17 protein-coding genes and 1 pseudogene are annotated in these 17,881 nt (G+C 53.6%); 12 read left to right on the forward strand and 6 right to left on the reverse strand.

The window, feature by feature from the left end:
• The first annotated feature begins 262 nt into the window (after window positions 1-262).
• Window positions 263-439 carry a hypothetical protein gene (locus tag HFP08_RS19685; protein WP_168122320.1) on the forward strand — a complete coding sequence of 59 codons (177 nt, stop codon included), beginning with the start codon at window positions 263-265 and terminating at the stop codon, window positions 437-439.
• Between the two features lie 208 nt (window positions 440-647).
• On the opposite strand, the gene HFP08_RS19690 is transcribed toward HFP08_RS19685, so the two are convergent.
• A complete protein-coding gene (locus HFP08_RS19690) occupies window positions 648-839 on the reverse strand; it encodes a hypothetical protein (protein WP_168122321.1) in 192 nt (63 codons plus the stop codon).
• A 261-nt stretch (window positions 840-1,100) separates the two neighbouring features.
• Between HFP08_RS19690 and HFP08_RS19695 the strand changes: the two genes are divergently transcribed.
• Complete coding sequence (locus HFP08_RS19695; protein WP_168122322.1) at window positions 1,101-1,529, forward strand: SRPBCC family protein; 429 nt, start codon at window positions 1,101-1,103, stop codon at window positions 1,527-1,529.
• Window positions 1,492-1,854, forward strand: a complete 363-nt coding sequence (locus HFP08_RS19700; RefSeq protein ID WP_168122323.1) for an ArsR/SmtB family transcription factor — start codon at window positions 1,492-1,494, stop codon at window positions 1,852-1,854. Before HFP08_RS19695 ends, HFP08_RS19700 begins: the two co-directional genes overlap by 38 nt.
• Window positions 1,855-1,981: 127 nt before the next feature.
• Here the strand turns inward: HFP08_RS19700 and HFP08_RS19705 are convergent, their stop codons facing one another.
• Window positions 1,982-2,674 (reverse strand): DUF1295 domain-containing protein, encoded by a 693-nt coding sequence (locus HFP08_RS19705; RefSeq protein ID WP_168122324.1) that lies wholly within the window; start codon window positions 2,672-2,674, stop codon window positions 1,982-1,984.
• Between the two features lie 142 nt (window positions 2,675-2,816).
• Between HFP08_RS19705 and HFP08_RS19710 the strand changes: the two genes are divergently transcribed.
• The 6 genes from HFP08_RS19710 (at window position 2,817) to HFP08_RS19735 (ending at window position 12,307) form a co-directional block, all read left to right on the forward strand.
• Complete coding sequence (locus tag HFP08_RS19710) at window positions 2,817-3,464, forward strand: TetR/AcrR family transcriptional regulator (protein WP_168122325.1); 648 nt, start codon at window positions 2,817-2,819, stop codon at window positions 3,462-3,464.
• Window positions 3,465-3,602: 138 nt separating this feature from the next.
• The gene (locus tag HFP08_RS19715) at window positions 3,603-4,022 is read left to right on the forward strand and encodes a universal stress protein (protein WP_168122326.1); all 420 of its coding nucleotides are present in this window, start codon (window positions 3,603-3,605) and stop codon (window positions 4,020-4,022) included.
• Between the two features lie 476 nt (window positions 4,023-4,498).
• Entirely contained in the window at window positions 4,499-7,825 is a 3,327-nt protein-coding gene (locus HFP08_RS19720) for a fibronectin type III domain-containing protein (protein ID WP_168122327.1), read from the forward strand.
• A gap of 12 nt (window positions 7,826-7,837) precedes the next feature.
• Window positions 7,838-10,312 (forward strand): DUF4832 domain-containing protein, encoded by a 2,475-nt coding sequence (locus tag HFP08_RS19725; RefSeq protein ID WP_168122328.1) that lies wholly within the window; start codon window positions 7,838-7,840, stop codon window positions 10,310-10,312.
• Window positions 10,313-10,675: 363 nt separating this feature from the next.
• Window positions 10,676-11,875, forward strand: a complete 1,200-nt coding sequence (locus HFP08_RS19730) for a ParM/StbA family protein (protein WP_240941610.1) — start codon at window positions 10,676-10,678, stop codon at window positions 11,873-11,875.
• A gap of 93 nt (window positions 11,876-11,968) precedes the next feature.
• Complete coding sequence (locus tag HFP08_RS19735; protein WP_168122329.1) at window positions 11,969-12,307, forward strand: hypothetical protein; 339 nt, start codon at window positions 11,969-11,971, stop codon at window positions 12,305-12,307.
• A gap of 96 nt (window positions 12,308-12,403) precedes the next feature.
• On the opposite strand, the gene HFP08_RS19740 is transcribed toward HFP08_RS19735, so the two are convergent.
• The 3 genes and pseudogenes from HFP08_RS19740 to HFP08_RS19750 all read right to left on the reverse strand — a co-directional run bounded on the left by HFP08_RS19740 (window position 12,404) and on the right by HFP08_RS19750 (window position 14,557).
• Entirely contained in the window at window positions 12,404-13,162 is a 759-nt protein-coding gene (locus HFP08_RS19740; RefSeq protein WP_206109292.1) for a copper amine oxidase N-terminal domain-containing protein, read from the reverse strand.
• A 175-nt stretch (window positions 13,163-13,337) separates the two neighbouring features.
• A pseudogene (locus HFP08_RS19745) lies at window positions 13,338-13,958 on the reverse strand (FMN-dependent NADH-azoreductase).
• A 149-nt stretch (window positions 13,959-14,107) separates the two neighbouring features.
• Window positions 14,108-14,557 carry an RrF2 family transcriptional regulator gene (locus HFP08_RS19750; RefSeq protein WP_168122331.1) on the reverse strand — a complete coding sequence of 150 codons (450 nt, stop codon included), beginning with the start codon at window positions 14,555-14,557 and terminating at the stop codon, window positions 14,108-14,110.
• A gap of 294 nt (window positions 14,558-14,851) precedes the next feature.
• Here HFP08_RS19750 and HFP08_RS19755 point away from each other — a divergent pair, with 294 nt between their 5' ends.
• Complete coding sequence (locus HFP08_RS19755) at window positions 14,852-15,895, forward strand: NADH:flavin oxidoreductase/NADH oxidase (RefSeq protein WP_168122332.1); 1,044 nt, start codon at window positions 14,852-14,854, stop codon at window positions 15,893-15,895.
• Here the strand turns inward: HFP08_RS19755 and HFP08_RS19760 are convergent, their stop codons facing one another.
• A complete protein-coding gene (locus HFP08_RS19760; RefSeq protein WP_168122333.1) occupies window positions 15,896-16,432 on the reverse strand; it encodes a GNAT family N-acetyltransferase in 537 nt (178 codons plus the stop codon). It lies immediately after the preceding gene.
• A 235-nt stretch (window positions 16,433-16,667) separates the two neighbouring features.
• Here HFP08_RS19760 and HFP08_RS19765 point away from each other — a divergent pair, with 235 nt between their 5' ends.
• The gene (locus tag HFP08_RS19765; protein WP_168122334.1) at window positions 16,668-16,946 is read left to right on the forward strand and encodes an alpha/beta-type small acid-soluble spore protein; all 279 of its coding nucleotides are present in this window, start codon (window positions 16,668-16,670) and stop codon (window positions 16,944-16,946) included.
• Window positions 16,947-17,140: 194 nt separating this feature from the next.
• Complete coding sequence (gene greA / locus HFP08_RS19770; RefSeq protein WP_168122335.1) at window positions 17,141-17,620, forward strand: transcription elongation factor GreA; 480 nt, start codon at window positions 17,141-17,143, stop codon at window positions 17,618-17,620.
• The last annotated feature ends 261 nt before the right edge of the window (window positions 17,621-17,881 follow it).

Genomic DNA, 17,881 nt, shown 5'->3' on the forward strand with positions numbered 1-17,881 from the left:
CGCTAACTCAAATTATTCGTTCCAAGCAGAAAGCGGCCCAGCAGGACGCCGATTTCCTTGCTTCTTAATGATGTAAAACTTTTTACTGTCCAGATATAGATTAGACTCCTATTTGATGCTGTGTCCCTTTATGTGAAGGATTTTTACATTTTGTGCATTCGACATATGTTCAACACATTTCCCCCTTATCCTGAAGCTAACGATAACGGACAAGAAAGGCGTGATTCATTTGCTTATGGTGCAAGAACGGGAGAATTTGAAGGTGCATTCAAGAAGGCAGGTGGAGGAGATCTGGCTGATGGATACGCGAATCAGCCGCCTCTATGAACAATATGTCGAAGCGCTGGTGGATGGCAAAGAGGAATTAGCCGCATGCATCGAGCGGAAATGCCGCAAGCTCAAGCAAGAGATGCTGGATAAGTACGACGTGATTGTTTGAACTTGGTTGTACTTATTTTAAAGGAAATAAGCTCTTTCCTCTAATTGGAATAGGATGGTGCCTCCTACTTGAAGACCGACAACGATTCCACGAACGCTTCGATTCTGCGAATCAACCGAAGCTTGGGCTTCGAGCCGCTGCGCGGCAGTTATTGAATGTTTGCAGAGCTGTAGCGCTCACAACTCTGCCGGGGGGCTGCTTGACCGATTTAGCTATGCGCTCCCGGCGCTTCACTTTTCATATCCTCCTCGGTAAATAAACCAAACGCCATATCGATATCTCTTTCGGTTACCAAACCTTCATGATCCACGCCTTCCAAACCAAGCGTGTCTTTGCCTTCGCCATCTCTAAGCAGCTTGCTTGTTCCTGTCGAAGGTTTTCCAGAATGCTTGCTTTCCATGTTGTAAGCTCCTTCCGTTGATAATTCTATCCTCTATTGTATATGTCGGTATGCAGATAGAATGCCCATGATTACATGGATTATCAACGGTATTGGATATACTAGTAGCTGCAGGCCGTATGCCAATGACAATTACCAATTGACATAACAGCTTTTGGGTCGTTATGCAAATCATAAATATCATTTGACATAACACCTTTTGGTGTTATAATAAAAAGTAACACCTAATGGTGTTATAAATTAATGTTGGAGGTAGAAACTATGCCATCGCAGGGACAAGATACATTACCGGAAATTCGTCAAACGATACGATTGAACGCGCCGATCGAGAAGGTGTGGAAGGCGGTCGCTACTTCAGAAGGAATCGCGAGCTGGTGGATGAAGAACACCTTCGAGCCCGTACTGGGAGGAGAATTCGTCCTGCATGCGGGCGATTACGGCGATTCGCATTGCAAGATTACCGAGCTGGAGCCGATGAGGCTTGTTGGCTTCGATTGGGGTAAGGACTGGCATCTGACCTTCGAGCTCAAGGAAGTGGACGGCAAAACTGAATTCACGCTTGTTCATTCCGGCTGGGATGCGGATAAGGTTACCGAATTTAATCAACCGCACTCGATTATCCGCGGCCATATGAGCGGCGGATGGGAGAACCTTGTCCAGAAGAGCCTACGTGCAGCCGTCGAAGGTTAAGACGGGCACGGATGTATTCCACGCGATTGCCGATCCTACGCGGCGCTCGCTTCTTCAGATGCTGGCCGTGAGGGAGATGCCGATTGCGGCCTTGACCGAGAAGTTCCCGCTCAGCCGCACTGCGGTGAACAAGCATCTGCATGTGCTGACGGATGCCGGTCTTGTCAGCAGCAAGAAGGTGGGACGGGAGACCAGGTATAAGCTGCAACCCGAACCTCTGATCGAGCTGCAGAAGTGGCTGGACTTCTTTGAGAGCTATTGGACAGAGAAGCTGTCGGCTCTGCAGCAATTCGTGGAGAATGACGATGACGTGGAAAGCTGGTAAATGCGGTACACATGCCGAAGTGTTCGATAGGACTGGATGAAAATTGGATCATTATGCGAAAGAGGCGCCATCGTGGTGCCTTTTTCGCTTTGCCCAGATGGCTTCCAACTCGTCGCATCACAGTCGTTTAATAAAGAAAAGGAATGAATTTCTTCGTCTCGGCGATATACCGGCGGAAATCTTCCCCGTACTTGCTCTCCAGATGCCGGTCGAGCATCGGGATGTTGTAGAAGGCGAAAAGGCAAAATAGCAGCAAAGGAACGATAAGCGCCCATGGATTTCGGGTGACAAGAGCCAATGCGAGCACCCACAGCAAGTCGCCGAAATAGTTAATGTGGGCGGAATAGCGGAACAAGCCTTTCGTATATAATTTGCCTTTGTTCTCGGGCCGCTTCTTCCACTGGTCGCGAAGCCATTCCGAGCAGGTGTTGATGAAGGAGCCGGCGATGAAGAGTAATACAACCGGGAGATCCCATCCGTCCACGACTTCCGAGGCGTTCATGGCGAACAAGGCAAAGCCGACATAATACAGAGAGAAAGCCAGCGGCACGGTGAAGGCTTCTTCCCATGGAATGACTCGCTTCAAAAGATAGAAGATCGTCACGCACATGCGAAGATAGACGATGGCGATCAAGGCGAACAACAGTATATTACGTTCATTCCGACCATCGCCCAAGCTCCAATGAAACCAATCGTTGAGCGTTTGCGAACCCTGGAACAGCAATATCCAGCATGCCGCTGCCAGTATAATTGTTTCGAGCAGCAGCAACGTTACGCGGGGAAGATAATGATTCGTATTTTTGTTGTATATGGTTTTCATGGTCAACCTCCTTAGTTTTGAAATCTTATAATTGTATAGTTCATAACTTGAGTATGGCAGATTCAGAAAAAGAAGACAATAGTTTTGAATTTATATTATGTGATATTTCAAAAAAACATTATAATGGGGAGGAGGTGAGCGAATGAACGGATTCGATCGGAGAACGGAAGGAAAGAAAGTCGCGATTTTGAAGATTGCGCTTGGAGAGCTGAAGGCCGGCAGCTTCGGCATAAAGCCGATCAGAGAAATCGCCAGCGCCGCCGGGGTTTCGCAGGTGAGTATTTATAATTATTTCGGCAGCAAGGATGAGCTCCTTTTCGCGGCGATAAAGAGCGTTCTGGACGATAAGTTGGCACAATACAGGGAGTTTATGCTGGAGGAGAAGAATTTCGCGCGACTAGTTGCGGCGCTGATGAAGGAAGAGGCCGCGATCATTCGATTCGTTCAAGCATGTCTGCGACAATCGGCGAGCCCGTCAGCTCTGCAAGGGAAGGTGGAGGTCTATCAGAGCAGCATGCTTATGCCGTTCTTGCTGGAGCTTATGGAACGCGGCAAGCGGGAGGGTGTGATTTCTGACGATCTGGAGCAACCCCAGCTGCTATTCTACTTCGGCATGTATCAGCGGGAATGGAGCCGATTGATGGGAGGGACGGTAAAGGACGATGCTGCGGAAACGACGGCAGATGGAGCAGAAGCGGAAGCTGTTTTGCAACCTGTGAGCGGTTCATCGCCGCCTCAGATAACGGAAGAAATGCTGGTTCGGTTTTTTTTCAAAGGCTTGATGGGTTGAGCTTGGTACAGGTCGGGCCATCGCGGCTTTGTTTTATTATTTCGGATTTTCAACTTGCTTGTTTACGCTGCGTTTGTTTTGGGTAATTTGGGAGTAGATGAGCATGAACCAAGCGATAGACAATGGAGGCGGGGACTTATGTATAATCATATTTTAATACCGACAGATGGATCGAAGCAGGCGGACAAGGCGCTGGATACGGCGATTGGCTTGTCCAAAGCGCTGCCTCAAGTGAAGCTGAGCGTGATTCATGTCAATCAGCATGTGTACTTGGTCGAACCGGCTATTAATGTGAATGTGAGCGACGTGCTGGAGCGCGAGGCAGCAAAAATTATATCGGAGGCGTCGGGCAAGCTGACTGCGGCCGGATGTCGATTCGAGATTCTTAGCGGTACGGGCGATCCTGCGCAGATCATTTGCCGGGCGGCAGAGGAGCAGCAAGCGGACCTCATCGTCATGGGCAGTCGCGGAGCGGGACTTGTGTCCGAGATTCTCATTGGCAGCGTCAGCCACAATGTCGTGAAGCATTCGCATTGTCCGGTGCTTATTGTGAAGTAACGGCAAGGGCGCGGCGGGCAAGGCTTATATCATACAATTGATTATCATGAACGAGCGGCTGCATGGTCCTGTTGAAGGGCGGTGCAGCCGCTTTTTGGGTTGGGCGGAGGTGCTGCTCCATAATACCTTGGAGCGCGTTATCTTCAACCCGCATCTTAACGAATGAGCATGTCATCTTAAATATCAGGCATTTAAACCATTTACGGGAGAGGGGTAGAATGAACATGTAAAGGAACATCAACTTGATTATGAAAGCGTTTACGAATCAGGGTAATCGATTTCGGCTAATCGCATATCGAACATGTTCAGACAACGGCGCACTCCTGCTAAATGCGCCGTTTTTTTGTCAATCCGAGAGGAGGTGATGCCCGGTTCAATCCATTGTCAGGCCGGACTTTCGAAAGGAGGATGTACGACCGACATCTTGGTGACGACTCGCATGAAAGGATTGAGAAATGAGAGGAGATCGATAGTACATGAACGTTTTTAAAATGAATCGAAAAGCGGCCTTCGCTTCGCTGCTTGCCTTATTGCTCCTGATGAGCGTTTTTGGTTCTTACGCGGCGGCGACACCGGCAGGTCCGCCTTCGCCGCCGGCCGGCTCCGGCATCGCCGATCCTTCCTTGCAGGATCACCCGCTCGCCTACGCGCCGGGACCGCTCGATAATCCGCTGAAGGGCTTTCTGCCGTTCTTTTTCTCGAAGACGGATTATGCGGGCGGATATCCGCACAGCATGGAATGGAGTTATTTTGCGCTGAATGAGGTCATGACGGACGCCAATAATTGCGGCTATTACGATTGGTCGATGATCGAACAGGCTTTGGACGAGATTGCGTCGCGGGGCAATCACGCGGCAATTCGCCTCTATATGGAATATCCGGGCGGAACGGGCAGCCATCCGGGGAACGGCATACCGGCTTGTCTGAACGGAGACGTGACCATGCGGTCCAACACGTTCTGGGGGACGACGAGCCCGGACTACGACGATCCTGATCTGATCGCGGCGCTGGAAGGCTTCATCGAGGCGTTCGGCGACAAATACGACGGAGATCCGCGGATCGGCTACATCCATATGGGCCTGATCGGATTGTGGGGGGAATGGCATACATGGCCGTTCGACCGCGATCTTGCGGACGGTTATCCGGATCTGTTCCCGACCGACGCCTCCGTCAACGCCATCATCGACGCCTATGACGACGCGTTCGACGAGACGAAGCTCGTCATCCGCTATCCCGGACTGGGCGGCGGCCATTCTGTGGAGGCGAACATCGGGTACGCGGACGATTCCTGGCCGTACAAGGAGTTCCGATCGGGTTCGACCGAGCCGAAGAGCATGACGCTTCCGGTCTCGATGGGCGGCTGGTCCGACGCCTTCCTGCAGCTAGCGCTGGATAACGGGGCGGAGAACCGGTGGATGGACGAGGTCATCGGAGGCGAGGCGAGGCCGGAGATTCAAGGCTCGATGTTCTCGAATTGGCCGACCGGCGGCGGACAGGTATCGAACCTGAAAGACTCGATCGAGTTGACCCATATTTCCTGGATGATTAATCAGCAAGGAATTTCGGGTTACTCCGCATCGGATCCGGGCGTGTCGGAAGCCATTCGCCTGATGGGCTACGAATATCATGTGACGGATGCGTATTACAACGACATCGCGGCCGGCGTCCCGCTGAAGGTCGGCGTCAGCATCGAGAATCTCGGCGTGGCGCCGTTCTACTACCAGTGGCCGGTCAAGCTCGGACTCAAGAACGCGCAAGGCGATATCGTGAAGGAGTGGGATACGACGTGGGACATCACGAAGGTGCTGCCTTCCGAAGTCCGAACGTTCCCGGATTGGAATAGCGGGCAGACGTATCTGGATCTCGCCGATCCGCAGTATTACGAGGCGAGCGTCGGCACGAGCGGCGTTGCGGGCGGCACGTACTCGCTCGTCATGCGAGTCGTGAATTCGCTGGAGAACGTGACCGAGGCTTCCGTACGCGACAATATCGAAGAATGGCAGCCGTTCCTGCCGGCCAAGAAATTCCGCTTTGCCAACGCGGATCAGAACGCGGACGGCTGGCTGAACCTGGGCAGCGTCGCGATTGGAGCCGGCGCGCCCGATTCCACGCCGCCGAGCGCGCCGACGAATCTGGCTGTCTCGGCGTATGACAGCGACAGCGTGAGTCTGACGTGGTCGCCGTCTACGGACGATGTCGGCGTTACGGGATACGAGGTGTACCGCGACGGCGCGTCCGCCGGAACGACGGCGACCGCGGCCTTCACGGATACCGGATTGACCGCGTCGACGAGCTATCTCTATCGAGTAAGGGCGGTCGACGCGGCGGGCAACCGTTCCGCCTTCAGCTCAGCGCTGACGGCGGCGACGGATGCGCAGCCTGGCGATACGACGCCGCCGAGCGCGCCGACTAATTTGGCGGTTTCGGCGCATGACAGCTCCAGCGTGAGCCTGACGTGGTCGGCGTCCACGGACGATGTCGGCGTCGCGGGGTACAACCTCTACGTCGGAGGGATGCTTGCCGCTTCGACGGCAGCCGCCGCCACCCAGCACACGCTGACGGGACTGTCTCCCGCTACGGTCTATACCTTGACGGTGACGGCGGTTGACGCGGCCGGCAACGAATCGGCGGCAAGCAATACCGTGACGGCGGCGACGGATGCCGTGCAGAGCGGCGTGTCTTATGAAGCGGAAGCTTCCGGCAATACGCTGGCGCGCGGAGCGGCGACGGCTTCGTGCGGCAATTGCTCGGGCGGAGCGAAGGTAGGTTACGTCGGCAATGGAGGAGAGCTTACGTTCAATGGCGTCTACGCCGAAGAAGCCGGAACCTATACGCTGTCGATCGGCTACCTGACCGCGGAAGCGCGCAGCGCCGAGCTTAGCGTGAATGGCGGAACGGCCGTAACGCATAGCTTCCCGAGCACGGGAAGCTGGGATGCGGTCGGCGTGTCCACAATCGACATTCAGCTGAATGCGGGCAATAACAGCATCCAGCTTGCCAATCCGAGCGGCTGGGCGCCGGACTTCGACAAGATCGCGATCGAAGAAGACGACGACGGCGGAGGCCAGGGCGGCGACACGACGCCGCCAAGCGCGCCGGGAAGCTTGACGGTCGACGGCGAGACGCCGAGCTCCGTCAGTCTGAGCTGGAGCGCCGCGGCCGATGATGTCGGCGTTGTCGGCTACAACATTTACCGGGACGGGGCGATTGCCGCTGCGACCGGGACGGCGACCGCGTATACCGATACGGGGCTGACGGCCGATACGTCGTACAGCTATACGGTCACGGCTGTCGACGCAGCCGGCAACGAGTCGGCGGCGAGCAACGCCGTTCAGGCGACGACCGAAGCTTCCGGCGGCGGTTCGGGCTCCGGTGGCCTGCTCCTCGACAGCTTCGACGGAACGCCGGCATGGCCCGGCGCGAATGATCTTGGCAAGTGGGCGGGAGCTAACGGGTTCGACAATAATGCCGGCGTCCTGGACGGCGGCGCCTTGAAGCTGACGTACAATAACGCGGGCTGGCTCGGCTCGGACATTTTGCAGGATATCACCGCTTACTCGAAGCTGGTCATCCGCGTCAAGGGAGCGTCCGGCGGCGAACAGAGCCACTTTCAGCTGCAACTTGGCGGCGTCTCTGGAACGCTTGGCGACCTTAGCGGCGATACGGTGACGACCGGCTACAAGGATATCGAGATCGATCTGGAGGCAAACGGCGTCAACCGTACATCGCCGGGACAACTGCAGCTGTCGTTCTGGCATGGTCAGAGCGGGACAGTCTGGATCGACGAGATCAGGTTCGAATAGGGAGATGACGAGATGAGAAGGATTTTATCGCTATGTCTGATGGCCGCGCTCATGGCTGCCTACTTCGCACCGGGGAGCGCGTCGGCGCAATCGACGTTCGCGTACCAGGCCGATTACTCGGCGGTGCTCGCCAATCCGGAGCGGGGCTTCCACAATCGGTACGAGATTATCGACGATGTCAGCGTCAACGACTACGCAAGCTCGGCGACGAGCATCGCGGGCTTCAACCCGGATATGCTCGACCGAACATTCGCCCGCGCGAAGCAGAGCGGCAACACGTTGATCCACAGCTACATTCATCTGGACAAATTCAAGGATGTCGATCAATTGCCGCAAGCGCTGCTGGACAATCTCGCTTCGGGTCTGGCCGCCATCCGGGAGGCCGGATTGAAAATCGTGCTTCGTCCCGCCTACGAATGGTCCGGCACGCCCAACGTTCCGGAGAGCCGGATTCTGTCGCATATCGCGGAGCTGAACGCGGTGATCAGCGTGAACGCGGATGTGGTGAACCACTTGGAAGCGGGGTATCTCGGGCCGTGGGGCGAGTGGCACAGCTGCAGCTTCTGCGACCCGTTCAACCGTCAGCAAGCCGACACCCGGTTCCGCGTCGTCAAGCAAATTTTGGCGACGACGCCCGTGACGATACCGGTGGTCATCCGTTATCCGATCTTCATCAAGGAGCTGATGGAGCTGCCAACGCCTTCCGGGACGACGGCGCTCACGCAGGAAGAGAAGGACCGCATCGGCTTCCACAATGACTGCTTTCTGTCCGACTCCGCGGATATGGGCACCTACGACAACAACTCGTGGATGGGCTGGTATTACGTGGAGGAGAAGAAGCAATGGATGTACGATCTCGCGACCTCAACGGGGGCGAACAAGATGGTCGGCGGCGAAACCTGCAATTCGTCGGGCTCCAACGACAGCGCCGGCAGCAACGTGCAGACAGAGATGAGCCTGCTGCACTGGACGGAGATCAACGAAGATTACGCCGAGGTCAATCTGGACATCTGGAAGAACGCGAATCTCGCTGCCTCCGGCCATGATCCTGCCGAGACGGCATTCACGCGCTTGAAGCGCAAGATGGGCTATCGCTTGACGCTCGATTCGGCCTCCTTCGATACGTCGGGCAGTCCGGGCGGGACAATCGCCTTCTCCGCCGAGCTGGACAATGACGGCTATGCCGGGCCGATCAAGCCCAGGCCGCTGTTCCTCGTATTCGAGAACGACAACGCGCGATACGAGGTGGAATTGAGCGGCATCGACATCCGATTATGGAAGAGCGGCCCGGTCTCGATTCCGGTCCGGAACGTGCAGCTTCCGTCCGCGATGCTGCCGGGCGTCTACAAGCTCGCGCTGTGGCTGCCCGATTACTACGAAAGTCTGCGCGGCAACCCGGCTTATTCGATCCGGCTCGCGAATGCTGGGCTATGGGATGCCGACCGCGGCTACAACGTCCTGCATGAAGCCGTCGTCATCAGCGGCGAGCCGTCCGCGCCCGCCGCGCCCGCCAATCTGTCCGCAGCAGCGGGCGACGGCGCCGTTCAATTGAGCTGGACGCCGTCCGCCGGCGCCGAGGACTATACGGTGCTTCGCTCGGAGGTCAGCGGTACGGGTTATCAGCTTGTTGCGGACGCGATCGCCGGGACCGGCTATCAGGACAGCGGGTTGACGAACGGGGTTGCTTATTATTACGTGGTCAAGGCGAATAACAATATCGGAAGCAGCGGCAACTCCAACGAGGCTTCGGCCGTGCCGCTCGCGGCGAGCGCGCCGGCTGCTCCGGGTGGGCTGACCGCCGTTCCGGGTAATAACCAGGTGGCATTGTCGTGGAACGCCGTCGCCGGAGCTGCGGGATACAGCGTCTATCGATCCGATATTTCGGGGACGGGCTACGTCTTGATCGCGAATCAAGCTAGCGGTACCGCAGTCGTGGATTATGGCGTTTCGAACGGCCAGACGTATTACTACGTCGTGCAGGCCTACAACGCGGGAGGCAGCAGCGGCAATTCCGGTGAAGCGCAGGCCGTCCCGCAGCTCGTGGAACTGCAAATCGATACGTTCGGCGATCCGTCAGCGTTCAGCGGCAAGACGAACGATCTGAACGAATCGATCGACTGGACGATGGACAATGCGTATTACGGCTCAGACGCCGCCGGCAATATCATTCTCAACTCGGGCTCGGCCGGTCAATACTTCCGGGAGAACATCAACGGCAGCTTGGCAGGATCAACGAATCTGGTTCTGCGTCTGAGGGATTGGTGGGATTCCGACAGCGAACAGCACTGGGATATCGTCCTGAACGACGGCTCGGACCATACGGCCGGCCCGCTCAGTCAATACGGCAACGTGTCGACCGCCTATGCGGACATCGTAATCCCGCTGGCGGATTTTCAAGCCAATCTGTCGAATGTCAGCTCCATCAAGCTCGTTCATAACAGCTCGACGTATGCTGTGCTGCTAGTCGACAGCATTACGGCGAATTAGCCGCGGTATTGATGAAGCAGATCGGCTCGCGATGTCGCGGGCCGGTCTTTTCTGTTTCGGGCAAGGCTTTATTCCGTTAAGGCGAATAGGAGAAAAGACTCTGTACCTTTCTTCCGGCCATTCGACATGCATGTTCAAAATGATCCTAATTATGCCCTGACTTATCCCCTGTTCCGGCTAATGCGCGCGGCGGAGCCGATTCGATCCGACAAGGAAAGATGAGAGAAACTTAATCGTCCTGCATGACTCTGGCTCGATGCGAAGTCGCGCTCCGTGTGGCAAAGTATGACTATGGGTTACAGGATGTTGTTGCGGCCGCTGCCAGTCTCTTGATTCGCCAAAATCAACGATAGGAGGAAATGAATGATGAAGTATCATTTCTATGTAGGCAATGACAATGGGAACAGCGAGCATGATCTGATGATTGACGGAAGATGGATTGGCCAGCCGAATGTCAATTGCGCGGTGGACGAGCTGCCGTGGAGCGAGGAGCAAGCGCCGGAGAGCTTCGTGAAGCAATTGCAGGATCAACTGGTTGTAACGGTGGATTCGCCCGCCGCAAGGCCGGGCATGTACTATATCGGGAAATTCGCTCTGGAGAGCGGAGAGATTATCGATAATATCCAGATTGGCATCGACGCGAAGAGCGATATGGATCTGCCGATTATTAACACGCTCGCCCAGATTGCGGCGGTGGCCGTGCAGAAGGCGTACGAGGAAGAGAAGAAGATTCCATCCTCCATCAGCGTGGAAGCCGATATGGCGACGGCACTGCCGGTGACGCAGCATACCGATGAGACCGCCGCCAAATTCGAGAAGCGCTTCACCTCCGGGGAGCATCATATTACCGTGCATCTCGGCATTCAGCGAGTGGCGGTGAAGATTGTGTTCCCGTTCGTGAAGACCGTGCCGGAGGCGACGCCGGTCATCTTCACGCTGCAGAAGGATGCGGCGGGCAATTGGCGGGATGGCGAGCTGTTCGGAGATTTCGCGGAAACGTACAGGCTGGAGAAGAAATTCAACGGCAGCTATTTCAAGGACAAGCGTATTCTTCATGTGGACATCGGCGACGGCTCAACGGAATATCCGATCACCGAGGGCAATCGATTCCTCAGGCAATTCGTGCACGGCAGCCATCATGGGGCGGGCTATGCGATCGAGGAGGCGTTGCAGGAGTTTAACCGGCTCATCCATCTCCCCGACAGTCCAAGGCAATTTTTCAGCGATGTGATCAAGAACGGGAAGCATAAGTATCATGCGAGAGCCCTGAAGACGCTGCGCAGACCAATGGAGAGCCAGGTGAAGCAGATTACCCAGCATGTGAAGAAGCAGCTCACGAAGGCGCGCAATGAAATCGATCTGATCTGCGTCTATGGAGGAGGAAGCATCCTCATGCGCTCGGTTTTATATCCCCTATTGAAAACGATTTGCGACGAGCGTGAAATTCAGCTGCTGTACATTCCGGATGACTATGCGGTGAAGTTGAACGCGCTGGGTCTTGACGCTTTTGTCCGGGGCAAGATCTATGACGCGCTCAAATCGAAGACGATGCAGCCTGCATAGGGAATATAGGCTATAGGGGTGCGGCAGACAACCGGCGAATTCGCCTAATAACGGGAGCGGCTCTAAGACGCAATCTGGGAGGTGGGAAGCGATTTGAAGAAGACGAAGCTCCCCGGAGAGAATATCAGCTTGAAAACGAAGAAAGGCGAAGATCCGCTCGTCATGGAGTGGCTGAATGCGCAGTCCAATCTGATGGATTCCATTCGTTATCTCGTGGAGAAGGAAATCGCGGCAAGCGGCGTGCGCAATCTGCAAACCTGCATTCCGGCGGAGCGGGGCGAATTATCGGCTGGCGGCGAATCGGATGTGGAAGCAAGCAAGGCGGCAAACCTCGAATTCTCTACCGGCTTGGGACAATCGGCAGCTGCGGCAGAGACGGCGGCCGAACCCGAGGAAGAGGTCGACGAGGAAGATATCGAGGCTTGGAGCTAAGAGGACATAATGGCAACGGAAATATCACAGGTAATCAGAATGAGCTCGGCAATCTCTACTAAATAGAGACAGCCGAGCCTATTCGATGTATGTCGGTTAAGATACTGTAGTGGCAAAATAATAATCACCAATCAAGATGCTGCTAATATTTCTAGCATCATTCTCAAAGAATCCAATAGATATTGTATAGGTGTTGGAACGTTCAGGTGAAAAGACCATTTCAACCTCTTTGTTGAGCACACCTTCAGTCAATTCATAATAATAGGTAACCGAGCTGCTCCTCTGATCGATAAATCCATTTCCATATTGGCTTAGCGCATCTTCCATGTTATTGCCTAGACCAATATTTTTGCTGGTTCTATACCGATTCGTCTCATTGGAGCCTGCATTCACCATCATTCCGGCAATGACATTGTCACGGTAAAAGATCCATAGACCGTTGTAATTGTATAGTTTCCCAAGAACAAGATCGGAAGATTCCCCCAGTATCTCTTCCGCTTCATCTCTCGTCATACCGAGTTGAATCGTGTTGTGTGTTGTGATATCTGTAATGCTCAAATCGGACATGGTCAAATCTTCTGCTTTACGGCTTAACCATATCGTCTCCGTATTGCCGTCCCACTTCACCTCTTGTCCCAAAGATTCTGCTACAAATCGCAAGGGCACATACGTGGTGTCGTTATAGATAAAGCCTTCTCCCGCTTGCTCGGGCAACTTCTCCACGCCGTTAAACATATACGTGAGCTTGGTGAAATAAACTTTGATCTCGGCAGAATCAGCGGCAAATATAACAGAAGCGCCTAGCATAGATGAACATATGAATCCAAAAATAAAAAATGTAACACGACTTCGCATAATAATTAAGCTCCTTCTTATAATATTGCAGTGTATTTGCATAACATTTATATCCTATTATTCATAATCTGTCATGTAAATAATTTCCAACAATTCCATGCGAAAAAAACGCCAAAACCATAATCGGTCCCGGCGTTTCTCTATATCATGCATTTTTCGGCTTAGATTAAACTTCTTAGAAGCTTGCTGCCAAGGTCGCCGTTTCCTTCAAGCCGTCCGCGATGATGTCCGCGGTGCGGTCCTGGAATTGATTATGCCCTTCGATAATGACTTCTTGCGTTTGAGCGCCGAGCAGTCCGAATAGGGCTTTGACCGGACGAATGGCGGATTCCACGAAGGACATCGGCTCGGAGGAATAGACGCCGCCGCGCGCGCTGAGCAAGGCGACCTTCTTGTCGCCGACAAGGCCTACAGGGCCGGTTGCAGTATATTTGAACGTCTTGCCGGCTTGCGCCAGGTAAGATACATACGTAATAAGCGGAGCGGGAGCAGTGAAGTTCCAAAGCGGGAATGCAATGACGACCTTGTCGGCTGCCAGAAATTGATCGAGATAGCGATTCACAGTATCCGCCGCGCTTTGCTCTTCAGGAGTCAACGGGAAGCCTTGCGCCAGCTTGTACAAGCCTGTAATAGCGGTATTTCCGTAATAAGGCAGGTTCTCTTACAGGTCAAGCTCCGTGATGGTATCGGACGGATTAGCCTCTTTGTATGCGCTCAGGAAGGCGTCGTACATCTTCACGCTCACCGCTTGATCAGCGGGTCTATCATTGGATTTGACGAATAATACGTTTGACATGAATAAACACTCCTTATCCTTGTATCTATTTTGGTTTAAATTGATTGCCATTTAATGTGCTTGTATGAAGCACAATTTCTCCCAAAAAAGAAGTGCAATCAACATAAGCACAGTATAGCGCAATCACTATAAAAAAGAAAGTGTAAATTTCATGGTAGCAGCAGGTCGATTCGCTCAACAACATCCGCAATGGTATATTGGCGAAGATGCTCGATGGTCTTTCGTTCGGTTTCTTCCAAAATCTTCTCAAGCTCCACATCAAGAAGTCCGCCAATCGTGCCGCATTCGGAGCCTGCTTCCGCCCCGCATTCAGAATCCGATGGTGATGTACGGACAGCGCAATACACCTCGCCGAGAGTAATTTCATTCGGGCACTTCTTCAATTGATAGCCGCCTTCCCGGCCGCCGCGAGACTCGACGATGCCCGCAACGGATAATACTTGAAGCACTCTTCTCATAAAGGTGGCGTGAGATTGAACTTGACTGGCAATCATGGCGCTGGACAATAGTCCTCCGCTCTTGGCCAGCCAGACGAGCGAATGAACGGCAATCTTGAAGCGGGGAGGACCTACGTTAATACCGCGATTAGCTGTACTCATTGGGATATCACTCCTGCCTCTGTCGAATTTGATGCTATTTGGAAAAGTATAATGCAATCTTACAACGTGAGCAAGCGGCGAAACGACAAAAAAAGGCTGAAAGCCAGCGCGCTTGGCGCGGACCTTCAGCGTTTTTCTGGTTCGAAGCTCAGTTAGACGAACTCGGATCAGGATCATAGCCAACAGTTCACTGGGATAGTAATGCCGCCAGCGGCTTCACGCTATGTTATTTGTTTTTTGAAGGCAGAGCGCATAGAATAAGGTTCATAAATTCTGTAGGCGAGGTGGATTCACATGTCCAAGATAGATACTCCATTCTCAATCAAAGATCTGGAGCTCAAAAATCGAATCGTCATGGCTCCCATGTGCCAATATTCGGTCGAAGCGCATGACGGAGCGCCGAACGACTGGCATTATGTGCATTATGTGTCCCGAGCCGTGGGAGGAACGGGGCTTATTATTATGGAAATGACGGATGTGGAGCCGGATGGACGCATCTCGAACCGCGATCTCGGCCTGTGGTCCGACGAGCATATTCCTGCTTATGAGCGCATCGTCTCCGAAGTGCGTCGCTACGGCTCCAAGATCGGCATTCAGATCGGGCATGCCGGGCGCAAAGCGGAAGACGCCGCAGACCCGGTAAGCGCCTCGGCCATCCCCGTTCCGTCCTCTCCAAAGGGTGAGGCATGGAAGACGCCTAGAGCGTTGTCCACGGACGAGGTGCATGTCATGGTATCCAAGTTCAGAGATGCGGTTCGCCGAGCTGTGACTGCGGGCTTTGATACGATAGAATTGCATGGCGCGCATGGCTATCTCCTTCATCAGTTCCATTCTCCGAGCTTGAACAAACGGGAGGATGCGTACGGGCAAGATCTGGCTTTGTTCGGTTGCGAAGTGATTAAAGCCGCTCGCAGCGCAATGCCGGAGCATATGCCGCTTCTTATGCGAATTTCGGCTGTTGAATATATGGATGGCGGCTACGACCTGGAGCATTCGATCGCAATTGCGAAGCGGTACAAGGAAGCCGGCGTGGACGTCTTCCATGTGTCCTCCGGCGGCGAAGCGCCTCCGGGGAAGCGGAAGCCGGGCAATTATCCCGGCTACCAGGTGCCCTTTGCCAGAGCGTACAAGCAAGCGCTCGATATGCCGATTATCGCAGTGGGCAAGCTCGATGATCCGTTGTTGGCAGAAGCGACGCTTGGCAATGAAGACGCTGATCTTGTCGCGGTCGGGCGCGGCATGCTGAACGATCCCTATTGGAGTCTGCATGCGATTCAGGCCGTGACGAACAAGGTCTCGCCTCCGGTGCAATACGAGCGGGGCATCTATGTGCGCTAGCTACTCAATCCAATGCAGCACTTCCTCCGGATTGGCGATTTCCCGGCCGTAATAATAGCGTGACCGATCGTTGTGAACGACGCGGCAAGCTTCCTTCATACGCTCCATAATGATCTCCTGCGGAACGTCTTCAGCCGTCCAATAGAGGATGTTCAGAACATAGTCGTTGCCTTCATCGTCTTGGCGCTCGTATTCGATATGATGCGCTTCCTTGAAGCCGTTCCTTTGGTAAAAGGCTAACCGCCGATGCGTATCCACATCCTTCGTATTCGGCGGCTCGGCTTCAAGCAGAATCAGCTTTCCCTTCTCCTTGAAGCGATTGAGAAGGCGGGTACCAATGCCTTTGCCCCGTTCCGTCGACAGCACCAACAGGTAATCGATGAAGATAAAGTCGGGAAATTCCGCATACAGCACGATATAATCCTTCGTCTCCTCCTTGTGGTAAATGTCTTTGTCCGCGATCAAATCCATTAGATGCTCTTTGTCCTTCATCTCTTCATTGGGAAAATAATGATTAAGCCGATCATACCAGTTCATTCGCGTCTCATCCTCCTGCCGGATTCGTTGTATTGAGCTTTTCGAAACACGCGCCGCCAGAGGATGACGCAGCCGCTTCACTTTGCTCTTTCTGTTAAGATTCCCATCTGTTGTTCTGGCATTCTTGCGTTTTTCTGCATCTTTGATGAGGCCGGGGATGTTTGAGCTTGTGATAATGGAACGTAAAGCGGGGTACGCTAATGATAAAAAAAGAAGCAACGAAGGAGTGGCGGATATGGCTAGGAGAAGAAGAAAATATGCGGTACCGGGCGCGGAAGCGGGCATGCAGGCATTCAAAGCGGATGTTATGCGGAGAGAGGGCTACAAGGTGGACGATAAGCATCCCCATGACGTGAAGTTCGAAGTGGCGAAGGAGCTGGGCATTCCAATGCATCCCTACCAGAACGGCGACATGTCGACGGAATCGGCAGGTCATATTGGAGGCAAGATCGGCGGCTCAATGGTTCGGGAAATGATCAGGCTGGCCCAGGAGAAGCTTTCGAAGGAAGAATAGAATTAGCGTTTGACATATGAAGATCTTCAAACAAGCTGACTCTTTCTGCCAAATAGGCTGTTGCGGCGCGGATGAGTCGGCTTATTTTTGCCGGGTGGAGTAGAAAAATTCCCCTCAATTCGATATCATTGCTGATAAGTGTTGCATTGAAGCGCAGCTTGGGCGAAGATGGGAGAAAGGAGTTGGCATACATAGTGGCTAATGAAGAGTTAATCCTGACCCAAGAGGGTCTGAAGAAAATTCAGGATGAGCTGGAAGACCTCAAGACTGTCAAACGCAAGGAGCTTTCCCAAAGACTGAAGGTGGCGATCAGCTACGGAGATTTGAAAGAGAACAGCGAATATCATTCCGCCAAGGATGATCAAGCATTCATGGAGACAAGAATTCTTCAGCTGGAGAGAATGCTTAAGGTGGCCAAGGTTGTGGACACAGGCAGCCTCTCCTCTAGCGTGGTCGGCATCGGCTCTTCGGTTGTTCTGAACGATATCGAATTCAAAGAGCATATCGAATATCAAATCGTCGGACCTGCGGAAGCGGATGTCGATGGCAATAAGATTTCGTACGAGAGTCCGCTTGGCAAGGAGCTGATGGGCAAGAAGGTTGGGGACAAGATCGAAGTTCAGGCCCCTGTCGGCGTAATCGCATACGAGCTGCTGGAGATCAAAGTCGTTTAATGGAATAAGTATGAAAAAAACGCGCCAATAATGCGGAGCCTCTTCCCTATTGCTCGATGCATCTCAGGAATGAACCTGAATGTAAAACGAGCTTGGGAAGAGGCTTTTGTGTATTGAACGTTGGAGCGCTGAATACTCGGGGCGGCAGTTGTAAAAAGCAGCTCTGAAGCATTGGAATGACGGTAGGATGAGCTACAGATAGGGCGGAAAACATTAACCGTGACGCAGTAAGTCGAAAAATTCGACTAGCGGGACGTTAAA

The sequence above is a fragment of the Paenibacillus sp. HB172176 genome (genome assembly GCF_011947265.1).
Taxonomy (GTDB): domain Bacteria; phylum Bacillota; class Bacilli; order Paenibacillales; family Paenibacillaceae; genus Pristimantibacillus.